The sequence below is a fragment of the Corynebacterium sp. 212_CJEI genome, assembly GCF_001055915.1.
Lineage (GTDB): Bacteria > Actinomycetota > Actinomycetes > Mycobacteriales > Mycobacteriaceae > Corynebacterium > Corynebacterium jeikeium_D.
Genome location: NZ_JVPT01000024.1, coordinates 23,076 through 42,710 on the forward strand (window position 1 = coordinate 23,076; position 19,635 = coordinate 42,710).

The 19,635-nt window shown below is 59.9% G+C and carries 12 protein-coding genes; 9 read left to right on the plus strand and 3 right to left on the minus strand.

Annotated elements, in window-relative coordinates; translation table 11 throughout:
• Positions 1-3 precede the first annotated feature (3 nt).
• Complete coding sequence (locus tag ADB02_RS01950) at positions 4-2,154, minus strand: prolyl oligopeptidase family serine peptidase (protein WP_016421957.1); 2,151 nt, start codon at positions 2,152-2,154, stop codon at positions 4-6.
• Positions 2,155-2,236: 82 nt separating this feature from the next.
• Between ADB02_RS01950 and lpdA the strand changes: the two genes are divergently transcribed.
• Entirely contained in the window at positions 2,237-3,652 is a 1,416-nt protein-coding gene (lpdA, locus tag ADB02_RS01955) for a dihydrolipoyl dehydrogenase (protein WP_049189521.1), read from the plus strand.
• A 241-nt stretch (positions 3,653-3,893) separates the two neighbouring features.
• On the opposite strand, the gene ramB is transcribed toward lpdA, so the two are convergent.
• On the minus strand, positions 3,894-5,318 hold the full coding sequence (ramB, locus tag ADB02_RS01960; RefSeq protein WP_038629316.1) for an acetate metabolism transcriptional regulator RamB: 1,425 nt from the start codon (positions 5,316-5,318) through the stop codon (positions 3,894-3,896).
• Positions 5,319-5,532: 214 nt separating this feature from the next.
• Positions 5,533-6,825, minus strand: a complete 1,293-nt coding sequence (gene aceA / locus ADB02_RS01965; protein ID WP_016421960.1) for an isocitrate lyase — start codon at positions 6,823-6,825, stop codon at positions 5,533-5,535.
• Between the two features lie 1,016 nt (positions 6,826-7,841).
• Between aceA and ADB02_RS01970 the strand changes: the two genes are divergently transcribed.
• From ADB02_RS01970 to ADB02_RS02005, 8 genes are all read left to right on the plus strand, one after another.
• Positions 7,842-10,052: a malate synthase G gene (locus tag ADB02_RS01970; RefSeq protein WP_048732321.1), complete on the plus strand. Its 2,211-nt coding sequence runs from the start codon at positions 7,842-7,844 to the stop codon at positions 10,050-10,052.
• Between the two features lie 222 nt (positions 10,053-10,274).
• Positions 10,275-11,048 (plus strand): HAD family hydrolase, encoded by a 774-nt coding sequence (locus ADB02_RS01975; RefSeq protein ID WP_179078196.1) that lies wholly within the window; start codon positions 10,275-10,277, stop codon positions 11,046-11,048.
• Positions 11,049-11,063: 15 nt separating this feature from the next.
• A complete protein-coding gene (locus ADB02_RS01980) occupies positions 11,064-13,679 on the plus strand; it encodes a glycoside hydrolase family 65 protein (protein ID WP_049189508.1) in 2,616 nt (871 codons plus the stop codon).
• Positions 13,680-14,094: 415 nt separating this feature from the next.
• Positions 14,095-14,835 (plus strand): succinate dehydrogenase cytochrome b subunit, encoded by a 741-nt coding sequence (locus tag ADB02_RS01985; protein ID WP_049189509.1) that lies wholly within the window; start codon positions 14,095-14,097, stop codon positions 14,833-14,835.
• A 19-nt stretch (positions 14,836-14,854) separates the two neighbouring features.
• On the plus strand, positions 14,855-16,873 hold the full coding sequence (locus ADB02_RS01990; RefSeq protein ID WP_049189510.1) for a fumarate reductase/succinate dehydrogenase flavoprotein subunit: 2,019 nt from the start codon (positions 14,855-14,857) through the stop codon (positions 16,871-16,873).
• The gene (locus ADB02_RS01995; protein WP_016421966.1) at positions 16,873-17,622 is read left to right on the plus strand and encodes a succinate dehydrogenase/fumarate reductase iron-sulfur subunit; all 750 of its coding nucleotides are present in this window, start codon (positions 16,873-16,875) and stop codon (positions 17,620-17,622) included. The genes ADB02_RS01990 and ADB02_RS01995 overlap by 1 nt, the downstream gene beginning before the upstream one ends.
• A gap of 40 nt (positions 17,623-17,662) precedes the next feature.
• Positions 17,663-18,061 (plus strand): hypothetical protein, encoded by a 399-nt coding sequence (locus ADB02_RS02000; RefSeq protein ID WP_016421967.1) that lies wholly within the window; start codon positions 17,663-17,665, stop codon positions 18,059-18,061.
• Between the two features lie 190 nt (positions 18,062-18,251).
• The gene (locus ADB02_RS02005) at positions 18,252-19,601 is read left to right on the plus strand and encodes a DUF445 domain-containing protein (protein ID WP_049189511.1); all 1,350 of its coding nucleotides are present in this window, start codon (positions 18,252-18,254) and stop codon (positions 19,599-19,601) included.
• Positions 19,602-19,635 lie beyond the last annotated feature (34 nt).

Below are 19,635 nucleotides of genomic sequence, written 5' to 3' on the forward strand. Positions count from 1 at the left end.
ACCTTACTTGAGCTTGTTCCACAGCCACGTAGATATGAGTGCCTCGACGAACGCGACCTGCGAATTATCCGCCGCACCGGCGTGGCCTCCTTCGGTATTTTCGTGATAATCCACCGGCTGTCCCGCTTCCTCCAGCAGCCACGCCAGGCTCCTCGCATGTGCCGGGTGGACACGGTCATCCCTGGTAGACGTCGTAATCAACGCTGGTGGGTAGGCGCGCTGCTCTCGCTTGACGACGCGCTGGACCGGCGAATACTGCGCAATCGCAGCCCGCTCGGTGGGGTCGTCCGGGTTTCCATATTCGGCCATCCAGGAGGCTCCTGCGGACAGCTTGTGGTAGCGCATCATGTCCGCCAGTGGCACCTGGGACACCACCGCTCCCACTAACTCCGGGTAGGAGGTGAGGCAGACTGCGGTCAGCAGCCCGCCGTTGGAACCACCGCGCACGCCCAGCTGTTCGCGCGTGCAGTAGCCACGTGCAACCAAATCGCGCAGTACGGCCTGATGATCCTCATAGACCCTCATCCGCTCAGTCTTGACCACCGAGGAGTGCCAGGTCGGGCCAAATTCGCCACCGCCACGCAGGTTGGCCTCCACGAAGTAGCCGCCCCGATCGAGCCAGGTCAGTCCACGAATCGCCGAGTACTGTGGGACCAGCGAGACCTCGAAACCGCCGTAGGCGTGCACGAGGGTAGGGGCTGGGTTCGGAGTGGGTGTGGCTGTGGTTGTCTCTGCACTAGCGCCTGCGTCGAAGCGGCCGGTGATGCGATACGGAATCCGCGTGCCATCGGCCGAGGTCGCCCAGTGCTGCCGCGTCTCCATCCCCTCACTGTCGAAGAGCGCCGGAGCACGCCGCACTTCCGTGAGCGGGTTGCCGACTTGCCCGTACCAGAGAGTTGCCGGCTGCGTTGCCGAGGTCGACACCAACCAGATTTCATCGTCGCGTTCAGAGGCCGTATCAATCACGCTCACAGTGGCCTGTGCCGGTAACTCGCCGAAAGCCTCCACCGGCTCCCACGAGCCCTCCCGCAACACGACCAACTTCGTCGCCACATCCTCCAACAGCGTCAACACCAGGAAGTTCTTCGTCCACGCCAGCTGCTGGAACGAGGTGTGCGCATCAGGGGTGAAAATCACCTCCACCTCACGCGAGCCCGCCAGCCACTTATCGAGCTCCACAACGGCCACGCCACCAGCCGGAATGCCATTGAACTCCGTGCGGGGCATCAACACCAACCACTGCCGATGGACACTCGTGCGACAGTCCTGCGGCACCTCCAGGATCTGCAGGGAAAAGTCCCCATTCTGCTGCGCCGCCAACTTGCCCGGACGCTCCGCTGCCACGAACCGCTGCGAATTATAAAAATCATGCGCACGCTCGACAAACAGCCGCTCGAAACCCTCCGTCGCGTCGAACCAGCCGCCCACGGCCACATCATCACTGTGGCCTGAGAAAATCACATCCGCGCTTGACGACGGCATGCCGCGCCGCCACCTCCGCACCTGCCGCGGGTAGCCCGAATCCGTCAGTGACCCCGGACCAAAGTCACTGCCAACGAGAATCTCGTCACGGCCCAACCAACAGACATCGGACTTCGCCTCCGTGAGGTAGAACGGCTCATCCTCCACAAAAGTGCAGTTGACGAGGTCAAACTCCCGCACCACAGTGGCATCGGCGCCGCCGCGAGAGAGCAGAATCAACGCGCGGTCATACTCCGGATAACGGCACACCGTGCCCTTCCAGACCCAGTTTTCTCCCTCGGCTTTCGCCAGCGCATCGAGGTCGATGAGAGTTTCCCACTCGGTCGCCTGCGGATCGTCCTGGCCAGCCAGATAGCTCTGCAACGAGGTGCGCCGCCACAGGCCCCGCGGATGCTCGGCATCCCGCCAGAAGTTATAGAGGTACTCGCCGCGCCGCACCGGGTATGCGATCCGGGCATCGGTGTTGAGCGCAGCCAGGATGCGTTGTTCCAGGTTGGTGCGGTCGCTGGTGTCGTCGGCAAGCGAATCGACACCTGCGACGGTGGCCTCCGACTGCGCGCGGGCCCACGCCAGCGCCTGGGAGCCGTCGATATCGTCCAGCCAATCGGGGACAAGATCAGTGGAGAGGAAGGAGAGATTGTTGCCCAAGTCGGTGTCCGTGTCGGTGCCCATGCCCACCACCGTAGCCGACCGCAGTAGGTAAAACCGGGACTCGCGCGTGAAGTAAAGACAAGTCGTGCGTAGACTTGTGCACGTGGCTGAACATTTTGATCTTGTAGTACTCGGCGGCGGTCCTGGCGGATACGTCGCAGCAATCCGTGCATCCCAGCTGGGCCTGAAGACTGCCGTGGTGGAGAAGCAATACTGGGGCGGTGTCTGCCTCAACGTTGGCTGTATTCCATCCAAGTCTCTGTTGAAGAACGCCGAGGTGGCGCACATTTTCAACCATGAGGCTAAGACCTTCGGTATCTCCGGCGATGTCTCCTTTGACTTCGGTGCCGCACACGCGCGTTCGCGCAAGGTGTCCGCGGGCATCGTCAAGGGTGTTCATTTCCTGATGAAGAAGAACAAGATCACCGAAATCAACGGTTTCGGTGAATTCACTGGCCCGACCTCCATGGCCATCACTGATGGCGATGACAAGGGCAAGGAAATTACCTTCGACAAGGCGATTATTGCGACCGGTTCTGTCGTCCGTTCCCTGCCGGGCGTTGAGGTCGGCGGCAACATCGTTTCCTACGAAGAGCAGATTCTCTCCGACGAGCTGCCGGACTCCATGGTTATCGTCGGTGCTGGCGCCATCGGTATGGAGTTCGCATACGTCTTGGCTAACTACGGCGTGGATGTCACCATCGTCGAGTTCATGGACAACGTTCTGCCGAACGAGGACGCAGACGTCTCCAAGGTTATTGCCAAGGAATACAAGAAGCTGGGCGTCAAGCTCATGACCGGGCACAAGACCACCTCCATCGTGGACAATGGTGACTCGGTTGAGGTCAAGGTCGAGGCCAAGGATGGTGGCGACGAGCAGACTCTGACCGTCGACCGCGTTATGGTCTCCATCGGCTTCGCACCGCGCACAGAGGGCATCGGCCTGGACAAGGCCGGTGTTGAGCTGGGCGAGCGCGGCGAGATTGTCATCGACGAGTACATGCGCACCAACGTCGACAACATCTACGCCATCGGTGACGTCACCATGAAGCTGCAGCTGGCACACGTCGCTGAGGCACAGGGCGTTATCGCAGCTGAGCACATGGCGGGACACGAGACCGAGACCATCCCGGACTACAACATGATGCCGCGCGCAACCTTCTGTAACCCGCAGGTTGGTTCCTTCGGTAAGACCGAGGCGCAGGCCAAGAAGTGGGCAGAGGAGAACGGCCGCGAGATTAAGGTTTCCACCTTCCCGTTCTCTGCCAACGGTAAGGCCCAGGGTCTGGCGGAGCCGGCTGGTTTCGTGAAGCTCATTGCAGATGCTGAGTACGGCGAGCTGCTGGGTGGTCACATGGTGGGCGCCAACGTTTCGGAGCTCATGCCGCAGCTGGTTCTGGCTGAGAAGTACGAGCTGACCACTGAGGAAATCGGCCGCGCCGTCCACATTCACCCGACCATGTCCGAGGCTATGAAGGAAGCAGCTGAGGGCGTTATGGGCAAGATGATCAACCTGTAAGAGGTTGTGGTTTTTGCCTGGGGCCAGTTTTCGCTGGTCCTGGCTCTCACTGGGCTGGTTCCGGTTCAGGCAAATACGAGTTAGTGCTTAAGTTTATGACAGTTTGACCGTGAAAATCGGTGCGAAAGTGTCATAAACTTAAGCACTTTCTTTTTGGGGTCTTCCTTTTTTTGGGGGGGGGCATCCTGCGCGAACCAAGCCCCCCGCAAACAGGCCGGCCCTGCGCCCGTCGTAAAGCGAACTAGTACGGCGAGACGGTGGAGCGGTGCATGTTGATGTCGATATCGCGATGGATCGGCGGGAACGCGCGCTGCGGACAGGCCTCGCGGGAGCAGACCCTGCAGCCGGCACCGATCGGAGTGGCGGCGTCGAGGTCCGCGAGATCGAGACCATCGGCGTACACGGTGCGCTCAGCGTGACGGGCCTCGCAGCCCAAACCGATGGCAAAAACCTTACCTGGCTTGCCGAAACGGGCCGCGTGATGCTCCACGGTCCGCGAAATCCACATGTACGGCCGACCATCCGGCATGAGTGCGACCTGCCGCATGACTTTGCCGGGGTAGGAGAAAGTCTCGTAGACGTTCCACAGCGGGCAGGTACCGCCCGAATGCGTGAAGTGGAAGCCCGTGGCGGATTGGCGTTTGGACATGTTACCCGCGCGGTCGACGCGCACGAATGTCCATGGAATACCGCGCAAGCTGGGGCGTTGCATCGTGGACAGTCGGTGGCAGATGGTCTCGTAGCCCACGCCGTAAGTGCGAGACAACAGCTCGATGTCGTAGCGTTTCGACTCAGCCATCGCATGGAACGACTCATACGGCAGAATCAGGGCCGCCGCGTAGTACGTCGCGACTCCGCGCTGCGCCAGCTTCCGCGACTCTTCCGACATGAAATGCCCGGACGCGACGGCTTCGGAAATGGTCTCGCCCTGCTCCAAAAACCCCAGCTCCGTGGCCATGCGGAAGGCCCGCTGTCCCGGCGAGAGGTGCCGCGCGAGGTAGAGCGTCTTCGTCCGCCGATCAAGGCTGTGCTGCACATCGCCTAACGACGATTCCAGCGCAATCCGAATCCCATGGTCGTTGGACAGCCTGTCGGCCAGCACAGAGACCACATCGGTGGTCTCGTCGGTGATGCGCAGCTCGCGGGCCAGCTCCTCAGCGGCGGTGTCGACCGAAGCGATGTAGTTCTGGCGGGCGTAGAAGTAGTCGCGGACCTCCTCATGTGGCATGGTCAGCGCCTGTGAGCCGGAGGCGGTGTCGGTGCTGTTGCCGAAGTTGCGCTCCTCGGTGGCCAGGGAGAGCTTGTCGGTGACGTTGCGGTAGCGGCGGTGGATGTCCACCATGATGCGGGCGATATCAGGGTGGTCGCGAACCATTTCCGAGATCTCCTGCAGATCCATGGGGGACTTAGCGATCTCCTTGTCCATCACCACGTCCTGAACCTCAGCGAGGAGACGGGAGTCGTCATCGCGGGAGAAGAAAGTCGCGTCAACGCCGAATGTGTCCGTGATGCGGAGCAGCACGGGCACAGTCAGCGGGCGGACGTCGTGCTCAATCTGGTTGACGTAACTAGCCGAGAGGCCCAACGCCTGCGCGAGCGCAGCCTGGCTGAGGTCGCGCTCGCGGCGTAGCTGGCGGAGGCGGGATCCGACATAGGTTTTCGACATACTGCCCAGCATATCGCGGGCTTTGCTGAACTTGTGTAGAAAACCGTTGCAACCTTTGCTTACGTGTGTAGGTGCTGAGGTTCTCAGGCACGCTTCACGACGGCCCGGAGTCGACACGTCGATGAACACACAAAAACACCCAGCGAGGGCTGCAAGTGCAACCCTCGCTGGGTGTTGAAGTTAGGTCCTTGACCTAAGTCCTAAGCCGAGTGACTTAGAACTGACCCTCCTCGGTGGAGCCCTTCAGGGCGGTGGTGGAGGAGTTCGGGTCGACGGTGGTGGCGATGCGGTCGAAGTAGCCAGCGCCAACCTCGCGCTGGTGCTTGACAGCGGTGAAGCCGCGCTTCTCGGCAGCCTCGAACTCGCGGTTCTGCAGGTCGACGAATGCGGACATCTGCTCGCGAGCGTAGCCGTAAGCCAGGTCGAACATGCCGTAGTTCAGGGCGTGGAAGCCAGCCAGGGTGATGAACTGGAACTTGAAGCCCATCTTGCCCAGCTCGTTCTGGAACTTGGCGATCTCGTCCTTCTCGAGGTGAGCGGACCAGTTGAAGGACGGGGAGCAGTTGTAAGCCAGGAGCTGGTCCGGGTACTCAGCCTTGACGCCCTCAGCGAACTTCTTAGCCAGCTCGAGGTCCGGAGTACCGGTCTCCATCCAGATCATGTCAGCGTACGGAGCGTAGGACTTTGCACGCTCGATGCACGGCTCCAGGCCGTTCTGGACGTGGTAGAAGCCCTCGGAGGTGCGGTCACCGGTGATGAACTTCTGGTCGCGCTCATCAACATCGGAGGTGATGAGGGTAGCGGCCTCAGCGTCGGTGCGGGCGATGATGACGGTCGGGGTGTTGGAGACGTCAGCAGCCAGGCGAGCAGAGGTCAGGGTGCGGATGTGCTGCTGGGTCGGGATCAGGACCTTGCCGCCCAGGTGGCCACACTTCTTCTCAGAAGCGAGCTGGTCCTCCCAGTGGGTACCAGCGGCACCAGCGTTGATCATAGCCTTCTGCAGCTCGTAGACGTTCAGAGCGCCACCGAAGCCAGCCTCACCGTCAGCGACGATCGGCAGCAGCCAGTTGTCGACGGAGTCGTCGCCCTCGATGCGAGCGATCTCGTCTGCGCGGAGCAGAGCGTTGTTGATGCGACGAACGACGTTCGGCACGGAGTTAGCCGGGTACAGGGACTGGTCCGGGTAGGTGTGGCCGGAGAGGTTAGCGTCACCAGCAACCTGCCAACCGGAGAGGTAGACAGCCTTCAGGCCAGCGCGAGCCTGCTGAACGGCCATGTTACCGGTCAGCGCGCCCAGAGCGTTGATGTAGGAGTCGTCCTTAACGTTGACGCCTTCCCACAGGATCTCAGCGCCGCGGCGAGCGAGGGTGTTCTCCTCGACGACGGAGCCCTGGAGCTCAGCAACCTGCTCAGCGGTGTAGTCGCGGGTGATACCTTCCCAGCGCGGGTTCTCGTCCCAATCCTTCTGGATTTCGGCGGCGGTACGTGCCTTACCAACGTTAGACATAAACGGAGTCACTTCCTTTTGCTTGCTTTTTGAACTCCGGGTGCTGACTTAAGAACAATTCCGACAGAACCGATCTACAGGCTGACCCGATAGTGACCGCGGTGTCACGTGAATGCAGGGGGCGCTAGCAAAGTGCTGTACCCCTGCACACAAACATGCGAACAAAAACAATGTCCGCTTCCGCGTGCCATGTCTCACATTTTGGGGCATAGCGCTACGTTCGTCAAGCAGCTTCCGATGTGAATTCAAGTATGTAATACGGATAACACTTGTGAAGATTGCAAACATTGTGATGTGTAGCTTGGCTTTAACAATTTTCGCCTGTGACCGGCCGGTACATTTGTACTGTTATTTCCCTATGGCGGACTCGCGAATAATGTTCCCCCCGCTTTGGGGTGATTTATATTTTGGTATTTATCAAAGCTGGCCGTTAACAGTGTTTGGGGTTTAGGGGGTGTTTCGCTACCCCCGAAATTACGGCCGTAAAGGTGGAAACGGGCTTCTAAATACACTGCCGTTACACCGTCAGTACCCCGCCGGAGCATCCCTGGGTAGTGGCCAGGGTCTCGGTTGTCATCTCGCTTTTATGGTCTGGTTTGAAGGCGGAGGCTGTAGCGACGTGATTGGTCGCTGGCCGTTGATATGCAGGTCGCAATAGTAAATGTCTGTGAGGCGCGACACTTTCCCATTGTGTGTGGTGTTCTGTGGCTGGAGGAAAGAGTGCCGGGGATGCTGCAGTCAATGCGGGTGGGGGAGGGCTGGTTGTGGCGTCAGGACTGAATGCCCGAATGGTCATTGGGGAGGGGTGGGGTCTGTTCGCAGGGTGCTCGTCGTAAAGCGAATGAAATGGCAAATGTGAGCGGCGCTATACCGGGCTGGCGGTTGGCGGTTATGGAAAAAGACGGTTCATAAGTGCGCCGAATCACATACAGTAGGGGAACAACGCATCCAGTGTGAGCCGCTGACGTGGCCGTGGCTGGATGGGCAAATTGCAATCAATAGTTTTGAGGAGAGCAATGGCACAGCGTATTTCGGCAGGTGGAATGCAGGTCGCGAAGGTTCTTTACGACTTCGTTAATGACACCGCACTCCCCGCCGCCGGCATTGAGGACAAGGACGCGTTCTGGAACGGCTTCGGTGACATTGTCGCTAAGTACACTCCGCGCAACCGCGAGCTGCTGGCCAAGCGCGATGAGCTGCAGGAAAAGCTCGACGCTTGGTACAAGGAACACCCGGGCGAGCAGAATCAGGATGAGTACGTCGCATTCCTGAAGGAAATTGGCTACCTCGTTGACAACCCGGGTGACTTCCAGGTCACTACCGCTAACGTCGACACCGAGATCACTTCCACCGCTGGCCCGCAGCTGGTTGTGCCGGTCCTCAACGCCCGTTTCGCCATCAACGCTGCGAACGCACGCTGGGGCTCGCTTTACGACGCGCTGTACGGCACCAACGCTATTCCTGAAGATGGCGGTGCGGAGAAGGACACCCCGGGCTACAACAAGGTCCGCGGTGACCGCGTTATCGCATGGGGTCGTAACTTCCTGGACAAGGCTCTGCCGCTGGTCGACGGTTCCCACGCGGACGTCACCTCTTACGACATCGTCGACGGTCACCTGCAGGCAACCCTGGAAGGCGGCGCTACCTCCGGTCTGCGCGAGCCGGAGACCCTGGTCGGCTACACCGGTGACAAGGACGCGCCGGAGTCCATTTACTTCAAGCACAACGGTCTGCACATCCAGCTGCTGATTGACCCGGAGTCCCCGGTTGGCAAGACCGACAAGGCTGGCGTCAAGGACATCATCCTGGAAGCCGCTGTCACCAACATCATGGACCTCGAGGACTCTGTCGCCGCAGTCGACGCTGCAGACAAGACCCTGGGTTACACCAACTGGCTGGGCCTGAACGTCGGTGACCTCGCAGTCGAGTTCACCCGTGGCGGCAAGAAGCTGTCCCGTACCATCAACGACGACCGCACCTACACCGCTCTTGACGGTTCCGAGGTCACCCTGCACGGTCGTTCCCTGAACCTGGTCCGTAACGTCGGCCACCTGATGCAGAACCCGGCCATCCTCGACCGCGACGGCGAGGAGATTTTCGAGGGCATCATGGATGCCGTCGTCACCGCTGTGTGTGCAATCCCGGGCCTGGATCAGGACAACGCACGTAAGAACTCCCGTACCGGCTCCATCTACATCGTGAAGCCGAAGCAGCACGGCCCGGATGAGGCTGCTTTCACCAACGAGCTGTTCGCAGACGTTGAGAAGCTGCTGGGTCTGCCGCACAACACCCTGAAGGTCGGCCTGATGGACGAGGAGCGTCGTACCTCCGTCAACCTGGACGCCGCCATCAAGGCTGTTTCCGAGCGTGTCGTCTTCATTAACACCGGCTTCATGGACCGCACTGGTGATGAGATCCACACCTCCATCCAGGCTGGTCCGATGTTCCGCAAGGCTGTTCAGAAGACCGCTCCGTGGATGCTGGCTTACGAGGACAACAACGTCGACTCCGGTCTGGCACACGGCCTGCAGGGCAAGGCTCAGATTGGTAAGGGCATGTGGGCCATGACCGAGCAGATGGCCGAGCTGCTGGAGCAGAAGATTGGTCAGCCGAAGCAGGGTGCGTCCACCGCGTGGGTTCCGTCCCCGACCGGTGGTGTGCTGCACGCTACCCACTACCACGAGGTTGACGTCTTCGGTGTTCAGGACAAGCTGCTTACCGACGGTCGCCGTGACACCTTCGGTGACCTGCTCACCATCCCGGTAGCGGCAGCTAAGGCTGGCGAGCCGGGCGCTGACTGGTCCGATGAGGACAAGGCTAACGAGCTGGACAACAACTGCCAGTCCATCCTGGGCTACGTTATCCGCTGGGTTGAGCAGGGTGTTGGCTGCTCCAAGGTGCCGGACATCAACGATGTTGACCTGATGGAGGACCGCGCTACCCTGCGTATTTCCTCCCAGACTCTGGCTAACTGGCTGCTGCACGGTGTTGTCACCGAGGAGCAGATCATCGATTCGCTGGAGCGCATGGCCGAGGTCGTTGACCGCCAGAACGAGGGCGATGAGGCATACCTGCCGATGGCTCCGGACTTCGACAAGTCCATTGGTTTCCAGGCTGCCAAGGAGCTCATCCTCGATGGTGTGAACCAGCCGTCCGGTTACACCGAGCCGATCCTGCACCGCCGTCGCCTGGAGTTCAAGAAGCGCGAGGGCATCGACCAGGATTAATTCTTGGTCGGGCTGCGGCTACCGAGCCTGAAATAGCAAAATAGATACCCAAACTGCCGGCGCGCATGCGCGCCGGCAGTTTTGTTTTTGGGGGAAGCGCACCATGATTCTCAGATTCGAGATACCCGGGTTCACAAGCGGGGTAGGGGCAACGTTGCTAGCGTTGATTGGGAAGTTAATTGAGAATATGCAGTCTGCAACGTCCAAGGAGCAGCGACCCCCATGACTAATTCCACGACCGATAGTGCTACCAACCTCGCCAAGGCCAAAGAATTCCTCCATAGCGCGGGCGCAATCCTCTTTGACCTCGACGGGGTAATTACGCCTACCGCCGATGTGCACGAGCAGGCGTGGGCGGACATGTTTAGCGACTACTTCGAGCACAAGGGTGTCTCGGCCTACACAGAGGAGGACTACTTCACCTACCTCGATGGCCGCCGCCGCGATGAGGGCATCGCAGCAATCCTGGAATCTCGCGGCATTTCGCTGCCACACGGTAGTGATGAGGACACAGCGAAAGACGAGACGATTGTCGGGCTCGGGAAGCGCAAAAATGATGACTTCTTGGCGCGAGTCGAGAGGGGAATTGAGGCCTACCCGGGGTCGGTTGCGCTGCTCGACGAGTTACAGGGCGCGGGGGACTCGTCGGCAAGCGAAAAACCGCAGTTGGCGGTGGTTAGCTCGTCGAAGAACGCGGTGCCGGTGCTGACGGCCGCTGGGCTGCGTGAGCGGTTCGTGGAGATTGTTGACGGCGTGGTGGCGCATGAGAACAACCTGCCGGGTAAGCCAGCCGCCGATACTTTCGTGTACGCGGCGAAGAATCTGGGGGTGGCGCCGCGCGATGCTGTGGTGGTCGAGGATGCCATCAGTGGTGTGCAAGCGGGTGCAGCCGGCGCATTTGGTCTGGTCATTGGTGTTGACCGCGGTGCTGGTGCGGAAGCGCTGCGCCGAGCGGGCGCCGACGTTGTGGTCAGTGACTTGGCGGCACTCGTCTAGGCTGGCTCGTGACAAATGGCTGAGACAAAACCGGAAGGCATCATGGCCAACGATTCGACCACGGCAGCAGTCGACGAGACCGAGCGTGTGATTCCGCAGGGGCAGGGTCACGACGCGGAGACCGCCGAGGCTGAAAAACAGGAGGAGACGGTGTCCCCAGTTCGTCGTAAGCAGCGTCGTAACTTCCCGGCGGATCGTGCGGATAAGCACCACCACCTTGTAAATGCCGAGGGACTCATGGACCGAGACATCACTCCGGTCGATGAGTGGCGTCTGATTGAGACGAAGCCGAACGGCCTCCCGCTCGGTTTGGGCGAGACGCTGTTTGCGCTGTCGAACGGGTACATCGGCATGCGTGGCAACCCGCCGGAGGGCCGTGACTCCAGTGAGCACGGCACTTATATCAACGGTCTGCATGAGACCTGGCCGATTAGGCACGCCGAGGACGCCTACGGCCTAGCCCGTCAGGGGCAGACGATTGCCAATGCTCCGGACGCCAAGGCAATGCGTCTCTACATTGACGATGAGCCCCTGCGTCTCGGCAATGCTGAGGTCAGCGACTACGAACGTAGCCTGGATTTCCGTGAGGGGGTGCTGCGTCGTCGGTTCATTTGGCGCACCCCGGGTGGCAAGCACGTTCGCGTCACCTCTGAGCGCATGGTGTCTTTCCAGGAAAAGCATGTCGCCGCGATGAGTCTGGAAGTCGAGCTGCTGGATGCGGATGCTGCGGTGATGATCAACTCGCAGATCCTCAACCGCCAGGACGGCGAGGACGAGTACCACGATGCCGCCAAGGCGCAGGGCACCGAACTGGATCCCCGTCGCGCCGAAGCATTGGAAGACCGCGTTCTGATTCCGGCATTTCAGTCGGAATCGGCGCACGGGCAGCGCTCGACACTGGGCTACCGCTGCGCAAACTCCGGTATGACCGTGGCCACTTCCATGGACCACACCTTTACTGTCCGCACTCCCGACGGCACGGAGCCGTTCGTAGAGGTTTCGCAGTCGACCGAGCCGGATGTGGCCAGCTCCCTGTTTAACCTGGATGCGCCGGTCGGCACTGTCATCCGCCTGGAGAAGCTGGTCGCGTACCACTCCTCCCGCAAGGTTCGTGCCGAAGAGCTGGCATTCCGCTGTGAGCGCACCCTGAACCGCGTCGGACGCATCGGCATGCTGGGGCTGATGGAGAACCAGGAGGAGTGGCTCGAACGCTTCTGGGAGCGCTCTGACGTGGTCATTTACAATCAGCCGGAGATTCAGCAGGCAGTGCGCTGGAACATTTGGCAGATTATCCAGGCCGCCGCCCGCGCTGAATTCCAAGGTGTGCCGGCCAAGGGAATGACCGGCACTGGCTACGGCGGCCACTACTTCTGGGACACGGAAATCTACGTGACCCCATTCCTTACTTATACGTCGCCGCAATTCTCGCGCAATGCCATGCGCTTCCGCTGGGACATGCTCGAAGCCGCGTGGGCGCGTGCCGACGAACTGGCGCACGACGGTGCCCTCTTCCCGTGGCGCACTATCAATGGTCAGGAGTCCTCGGCCTACTTTGAGGCCGGCACGGCGCAGTACCACATCGATGCGGACATCGTGTACGCGATGATGAAGTACGTCTATGCCTCCGGCGATGAGGAGTTCCTGCTCAAGGAGGGCACGGATCTGCTGCTCGGCACGGCCAGATTCTGGATGTCGCTGGGATTCTTCGATGCCGAGCATCGAGAGTTCCAGATTCACAGCGTCACCGGTCCAGATGAGTACAACACGGTGGTGAACAACAACCTGTACACCAACGTGATGGCGCAGTATAACCTGCGGGTTGCTGCGGACGTCGTCAAGCAGATGAAGCGTGATCGCCCTGCTGCCTATCGCGAACTGACCAACCGCTTCGACCTCACCGAGCGCGAGGTTGAAGAGTGGGAGCAGGCCGCTGAGGCGATGTACATCCCGTTCGATGAGAAGCTCGGCATTCACCCTCAGGATGACCAGTTCCTACTGCGTAAGCGCTGGAATCTCGACGATCCCGAGGTCGGACCCCTGCGCCCGTTGCTGCTGCATTACCACCCGCTGACGATTTACCGTCACCAGGTCATTAAGCAGGCGGACGTCGTCCTCGCACTGTTCCTCATGGGCAATCGCTTTACGACGGAACAAAAGCGCGCAGACTACATGTATTACGATCCGCTCACCACCGGTGATTCCTCGCTGTCCGCCGTTGTGCAGTCCATTGTTGCGGCCGAGTTGGGCTTGCAGGAGCAGGCAATGGACTTCTTCCTCCGCGGACTCTATGTGGACCTGGCGAACTTGCATGGCAACGCTGCCGATGGTGTCCACGTCGCATCTGCCGGTGGTGTGTGGCAGTCCCTGGTCTATGGCTTCGGTGGTTTCCGCGATCATGACGGCCGCTACAGTATTGACCCGCGTCTGCCGGAGGACTGGAGTGGCCTGACGTACCGAGTCACTATTCGTGGTTGTCGTATCCGAGTGACGGTGCGCGGCCGCACGGCGGAAGTCGTCCTGGAGGAGGGAGACCACCAGGTTGGGCCGATTATGGTCGCAGGCCATGAGGTAATCATTGGCCCGGAGCCGTTGACCGTGGTGATGGCGAACTCGGATCAGAGCGAGGATTAGTCGGACGGCTTCGGCCGTACACGGCGCCAATGGGGGGGGGATTGCCTGTTGGGGGTGGCTGTTTGGGCCTTTGGGGAATTCGGCAGGGGTAAAAATAAAGAATTTCGCAACAAAATTATTGAGTATTAAATCCGTCCACCTGAGAAAAGTGGGCGGTTTTTTATTTTCGTGCTATTTATGTTGCGTTATTAGTCGGTTTGGGCGGGTGAAAAATCGGCAAAAGTCGGGGTAGGCGCGTTTTTATGGTGGGGGAGAGGGTTTATGCAGCGACGACCTCAGAAGTGGCTAAAATGCGATAACCTGAGAAAAGGCGGAGAAAAGACCTAGGTAACCTGTGAAAATCCCCACCCAAAAGGGGGAAAAATGTTTACCAGACGCTGTGTGACTTTAGAGTGAATATGACACTGGAGGTGCCATGACTGTTAAAAGTTCAAACCGTGACGCAATCGCGCACGGCAAAATTAATGTAGAACCGCTGCGCGAGCAGCCTAAATACCCTTCATGGGCTCTGAAGCTGACCATGGCCGTCACTGGCGTGCTGTTTGGCCTCTTCGTTATTGTCCACATGCTGGGTAACCTGAAGATTTTCGCTGGCGAGGAAGACTTCAACGCATACGCGACCTTCCTGCGCACTGTCGGTGCTCCGGCAGTTCCGAACGAGGGCATTCTGTGGATTTTCCGCATTGTCCTGCTGGTAGCTATTGTCCTGCACATTTTCGGTGGCCTCACCCTGGCTGCACGTGCTAAGCAGTCCCGCGGCAAGTTCCGCCGTCAGGGCATGGTGTCCAGCTGGAACACCTTTACTGCGCGTTCGATGGTGATCACCGGCATTGTGCTGCTGGCCTTCATCATCTTCCACCTGCTGGACCTGACCATCGGTGCTGGCGTTGCTCCGTCTTCTTTCGAGCACGGTGAGGCATACCAGAACGTGGTTGCGTCCTTCTCGCGTCCGGGTGTTGTTGTTTGGTACATCATTGCGCAGCTCGCTCTGCTGCTGCACCTGTCCCACGGTCTGTGGACCGCTACTTCCGACCTCGGTATCACCGGTAAGCGCTGGCGCAAGGTTCTGCTGTTCCTGTCCGGCCTGCTGCCGCTGCTGGTTGTTGTCGGCAACATCTTCATCCCAGTCGCCGTCCTGACCGGTCTGGTCTCGTAGGTCGAGGAGGAAATTTACTATGACTAACACTGAAGCAACCGTCGCTGCGGACTTCCGCGCGCCGGAAAGCGCTGTCGACGGGGTCAAGATCGGCAAGGTTCTGTCCGATAACTCCCCGGGTGACAAGGTCTCCATGAAGGACCACTGGCAGTACCAGAAGGATCACGCCAACCTGGTTTCGCCGCTGAACCGTCGTAAGTTCCGCGTCATGGTCGTCGGTACCGGCCTGGCTGGCGGCGCTGCCGCTGCTGCGCTCGGCGAGCTCGGCTACGACGTGCAGGTTTTCACCTACCACGACGCTCCGCGCCGTGCGCACTCCATTGCTGCACAGGGTGGTGTCAACTCCGCTCGCGGTAAGAAGGTCGACAACGACGGCGCTTACCGCCACGTCAAGGACACCGTTAAGGGCGGCGACTACCGCTGCCGCGAGAACGACTGCTGGCGTCTGGCTGTCGAGTCTGTCCGCGTCATCGACCACCTGAATGCAATTGGTGCTCCGTTCGCTCGCGAGTACGGCGGTACCCTGGCAACCCGTTCCTTCGGTGGTGTGCAGGTCTCCCGTACGTACTACACCCGTGGTCAGACGGGTCAGCAGCTGCAGCTGTCGACTACCTCGGCTCTGCAGCGTCAGATTGGTCTCGGCAACGTCGAGATCTTCACCCACAACGAGCTGGTTGACATCATCGTCGCCGACGGCCGTTGCCAGGGTGCCATCATGCGTAACCTCATCAATGGTGAGCTGACCGTTCACACTGCTCACGCAGTTATTCTGGCTACCGGCGGTTACGGCAACGTCTACCACATGTCCACGCTGGCCAAGAACTCCAACGCTTCGGCCATCATGCGTGCATACGACCAGGGTGCTTACTTCGCATCCCCGTCCTTCATCCAGTTCCACCCGACCGGTCTTCCGGTCAACGCGCACTGGCAGTCGAAGACCATTCTGATGTCCGAGTCCCTGCGTAACGACGCACGTATTTGGACCCCGAAGAAGAAGGGCGACGAGCGCCCGGCCAACGACATCCCGGAGGACGAGCGCGACTACTTCCTGGAGCGTCGCTACCCGGCATTCGGTAACCTCGTCCCGCGTGACGTCGCTTCCCGCGCCAACTCTCAGCAGATTAACGCCGGCTACGGTGTTGGCCCGCTGAAGAACTCCGTCTACCTGGATCTGCGTGACGCAATTGAGCGCCTGGGCCAGCCGGTCATCAAGGAACGCTACTCGAACCTGATTCAGATGTACGAAGAGGCAATCGGTGAGGACCCGTACAAGGTTCCGATGCGTATTGCTCCAACCTGCCACTTCACCATGGGTGGCCTGTGGTCTGACTTCAACCAGATGACCTCCATCCCGGGTCTGTTCACCGGTGGCGAGGCATCCTGGACCTACCACGGTGCAAACCGCCTGGGTGCAAACTCCCTGCTGTCCGGTTCGGTCGACGGTTGGTTCACCCTGCCGTTCACCATTCCGAACTACCTCGGCCCGCTGCTCGGTACCGACCGCCTGGCTGAGGATGCCCCGGAGGCCAAGGAAGCACTGGACCGCGCTCAGGCTCGCCTGGACAAGCTGATGAGCATCCAGGGTAAGCACGGCGCTGAGTACTTCCACCGCCAGCTCGGTGAGATTCTCTACCGCGACTGTGGTGTGGCCCGTAACAAGGAAGACCTGGCTCGCGGTATCGAGGAGATCCGCGAACTGCGTAAGGCATTCTGGTCTGACCTGTTCATTCCGGGTGAGCCGAACGAGATGAACCAGCAGCTCGAGTACGCTAACCGCGTTGCTGACTACATCGACCTCGGTGAGCTCATGTGTGTCGACGCCCTCGACCGCGATGAGTCCTGCGGTGCTCACTACCGCGATGACCACATCTCCGAAGATGGCGAGGCAGAGCGCGATGACGCTAACTGGTGCTTCGTTTCCGCATGGGAGCGAGGCAACAACGGTCCTGCATGGGATCAGTCCGGTTACGAATTCATTCGCCACGCCGAGCCGCTCACCTTCGAAGCCGTCCCGCTCATGACAAGGAACTACAAGTAATGAAACTGCACCTTGAAATCTGGCGCCAAGCAGGTCCGAACGTCGAGGGACACTTTGAATCCGTTGACGTTGACGACGCCGTCGCAGAGATGTCGATCCTGGAGCTGCTTGACCACGTCAACTCCAAGTACGTCGAGTCCGGCAAGGAGCCGTTCGCGTTCGCATCTGACTGCCGTGAGGGTATCTGTGGTACCTGTGGTCTGAACGTCAACGGTCGTCCGCACGGCCCGGGCCAGAACACCCCGACCTGTCAGCAGCGTCTGCACCAGTTCAGCGATGGTGACACCCTGAAGATTGAGCCGATGCGCTCCGCCGCATACCCGGTCATCAAGGACATGGTCGTTGACCGCTCCGCTCTGGACCGTGTCCTCGAGCAGGGTGGCTACGTCTCCATCAACGCTGGTACCGCTCCGGATGCAGATACTCTGCACCTGAACCACGAGACCGCTGAGTTCGCACTTGACCACGCAGCCTGCATCGGCTGTGGTGCTTGTGTGGCAGCTTGCCCGAACGGTGCTGCACACCTGTTCACCGGCGCAAAGCTGGTTCACCTCTCCCTGGTCCCGCTGGGTAAGGAAGAGCGTGGCAAGCGTGCTCGCAAGATGGTTGACGAGGTCGAAGGCACCTTCGGTCCGTGCTCCCTCTATGGTGAATGTGCTGATGTCTGCCCGGCCGGTATCCCGCTGACTGCGGTTGCCGCCGTTACCAAGGAACGAGCTCGTTCGTTCTTCCGCGGTAAGGACGACTAAACTCTTTCTCGATTAGAGTTTTCCAGAAGGGACATAGATTATGGCGAATGCAGTCAAGCGTTACCAGGGCGAAGAGCACTTCGTCGACGGTTACGTGCCTCAGAGCATGAATGCCGAATACTCCTCGCTTCACAAGAGCATTACCTGGATTGGCATGGGACTCATGCTCGCCTCTCTGGCGGCTTGGGGCACCTTCATTTTCGGTCTCGCAACGACCGTTTTTGCCGACCAGACTGCTGCCTCTCACAGCAACGGTTTCCTGGCTAAGGATGCCGCCAACTACACCGACTACACCGGTGGTTGGAACTTCGACGGCAGCGTGTTCATGTGGGCTGGCCTGGTAGTCGGACTGGTTATGGTTATTGCGGGTCTGGCCTGCATCTCCATCGGTCGTCGTGACTACAAGGCTTACCGAAAGGAATTCGGCACTCACCACTAAAGGCTTGCCCCAGTTTAAAGGGGCTCGCCTCTAGTCGGATGCAACGCTAGCCTTTTGAACTAGCACCTCCACAGTTGATGCCACCGTGCACAGTGTGCTGGGGTAGGGAAGTACTGAGAAGTACTTCTCTCACCAACAGCGGACTGCGGCGCGGTGGCATTTTCGCGTTTTCGGCGCCTAATCTATACACATGGATAACAACCCCGCTAAGCTCCCGGCAGCTGTCGATTCGGTCTCGGACCGTCTCGAAGTTCCCGGGCCATCACCTGAGGTTGAATCGGAAAAACGTGCGCAACTGCGTAAGGCCAAGGCCTTCGCTACGATGCTGCTGGTCATCGCAACCGCTGTGTATTTCACATGCCGCGGTATTGAGTCTTCACACCTATCCGCAGGCGAAGTTGTGCCCGCGTGGGTGGGCTACGTTCGCGCTGCTTCTGAGGCCGGCATGGTCGGTGCCCTCGCCGACTGGTTCGCAGTCGTAGCTCTGTTCCGCCACCCGCTCGGCATTCCTATCCCACACACCGCTATCGTCCGCCGCAAGAAGGACCAGGTCGGTGAGTCCCTGGCGCAGTTCGTCGGAGACAACTTCCTGAACCCCGCTTTGATTGTGGACAAGGTGCGTAAGGCCGAGATCCCTGAGCGTATCGGCGAATGGCTGGTAGCGCCGGGAAACGCCGACAAAGTGTCAGCAGAGGTCGGTAAGTTCACCGGAAATGTGCTGGAGGCGATTAATCCCGACGATGCCGCCGCAGTGCTGAAGTCAGCAGTCATCGACGAAGTTGCAGCTCCGGAGTGGGGACCACCAGCGGGTAAGGTTCTCGAGCAGCTGATTGAAGAGGGGCGCACCGAGCCCATCGTCCAGCAGATGGCTGAGTGGCTGCACCGGAAGTCGCTGGGCTCCCAGAATCTTATCGACCGCCTCGTCGGAGAGCGCGCCCCATCCTGGGCGCCGAGCTTTGTCAACGATCTCATCGGCGACAAGGTCTATCGCGAGCTGGTTGATTGGACCTGGCAGGTGCAGCATGACCCTAAGCACGACGCGCGCCTGGCGCTCCACCGCTTCCTCACGCAGCTCGCCATAGATTTGCAGAACGACGAGAAGACCATCGCCAAAGTCGAAGAAATTAAGACTGACATTCTTTCGTCCGCCGCCGTCACACAGGCGCCGGCGAAGATTTGGGCATCAACATCCGCAAAGCTTGTCGACGCTGCCCGCGACCCGGACTCCCTGCTCCGTCGGAAGGTCTCGGAAACGGCCGCCCGCTACGGCGAGCGGATCCAATCCGATCCTGAGTTGCGCAAACGAATGGACCGCCGTTTGGAAGCGGCTGTCGTCTTCATCGCTGAGAATTACTCGGGCGAGATTACCTCGATCATTTCCGAGACCGTCGAGCGTTGGGACGCCGATGAGGCTTCCGACAAGATTGAACTGATGGTCGGTCGCGATCTGCAGTTCATTCGCGTTAACGGCACGGTTGTCGGATCACTGGCCGGTTTGGCTATTTACACCCTGTCGACCTTGGTGTTTGGGGCTATTTAGCAGCACAACCCAGCACATCAGACGGTGTGCGTTA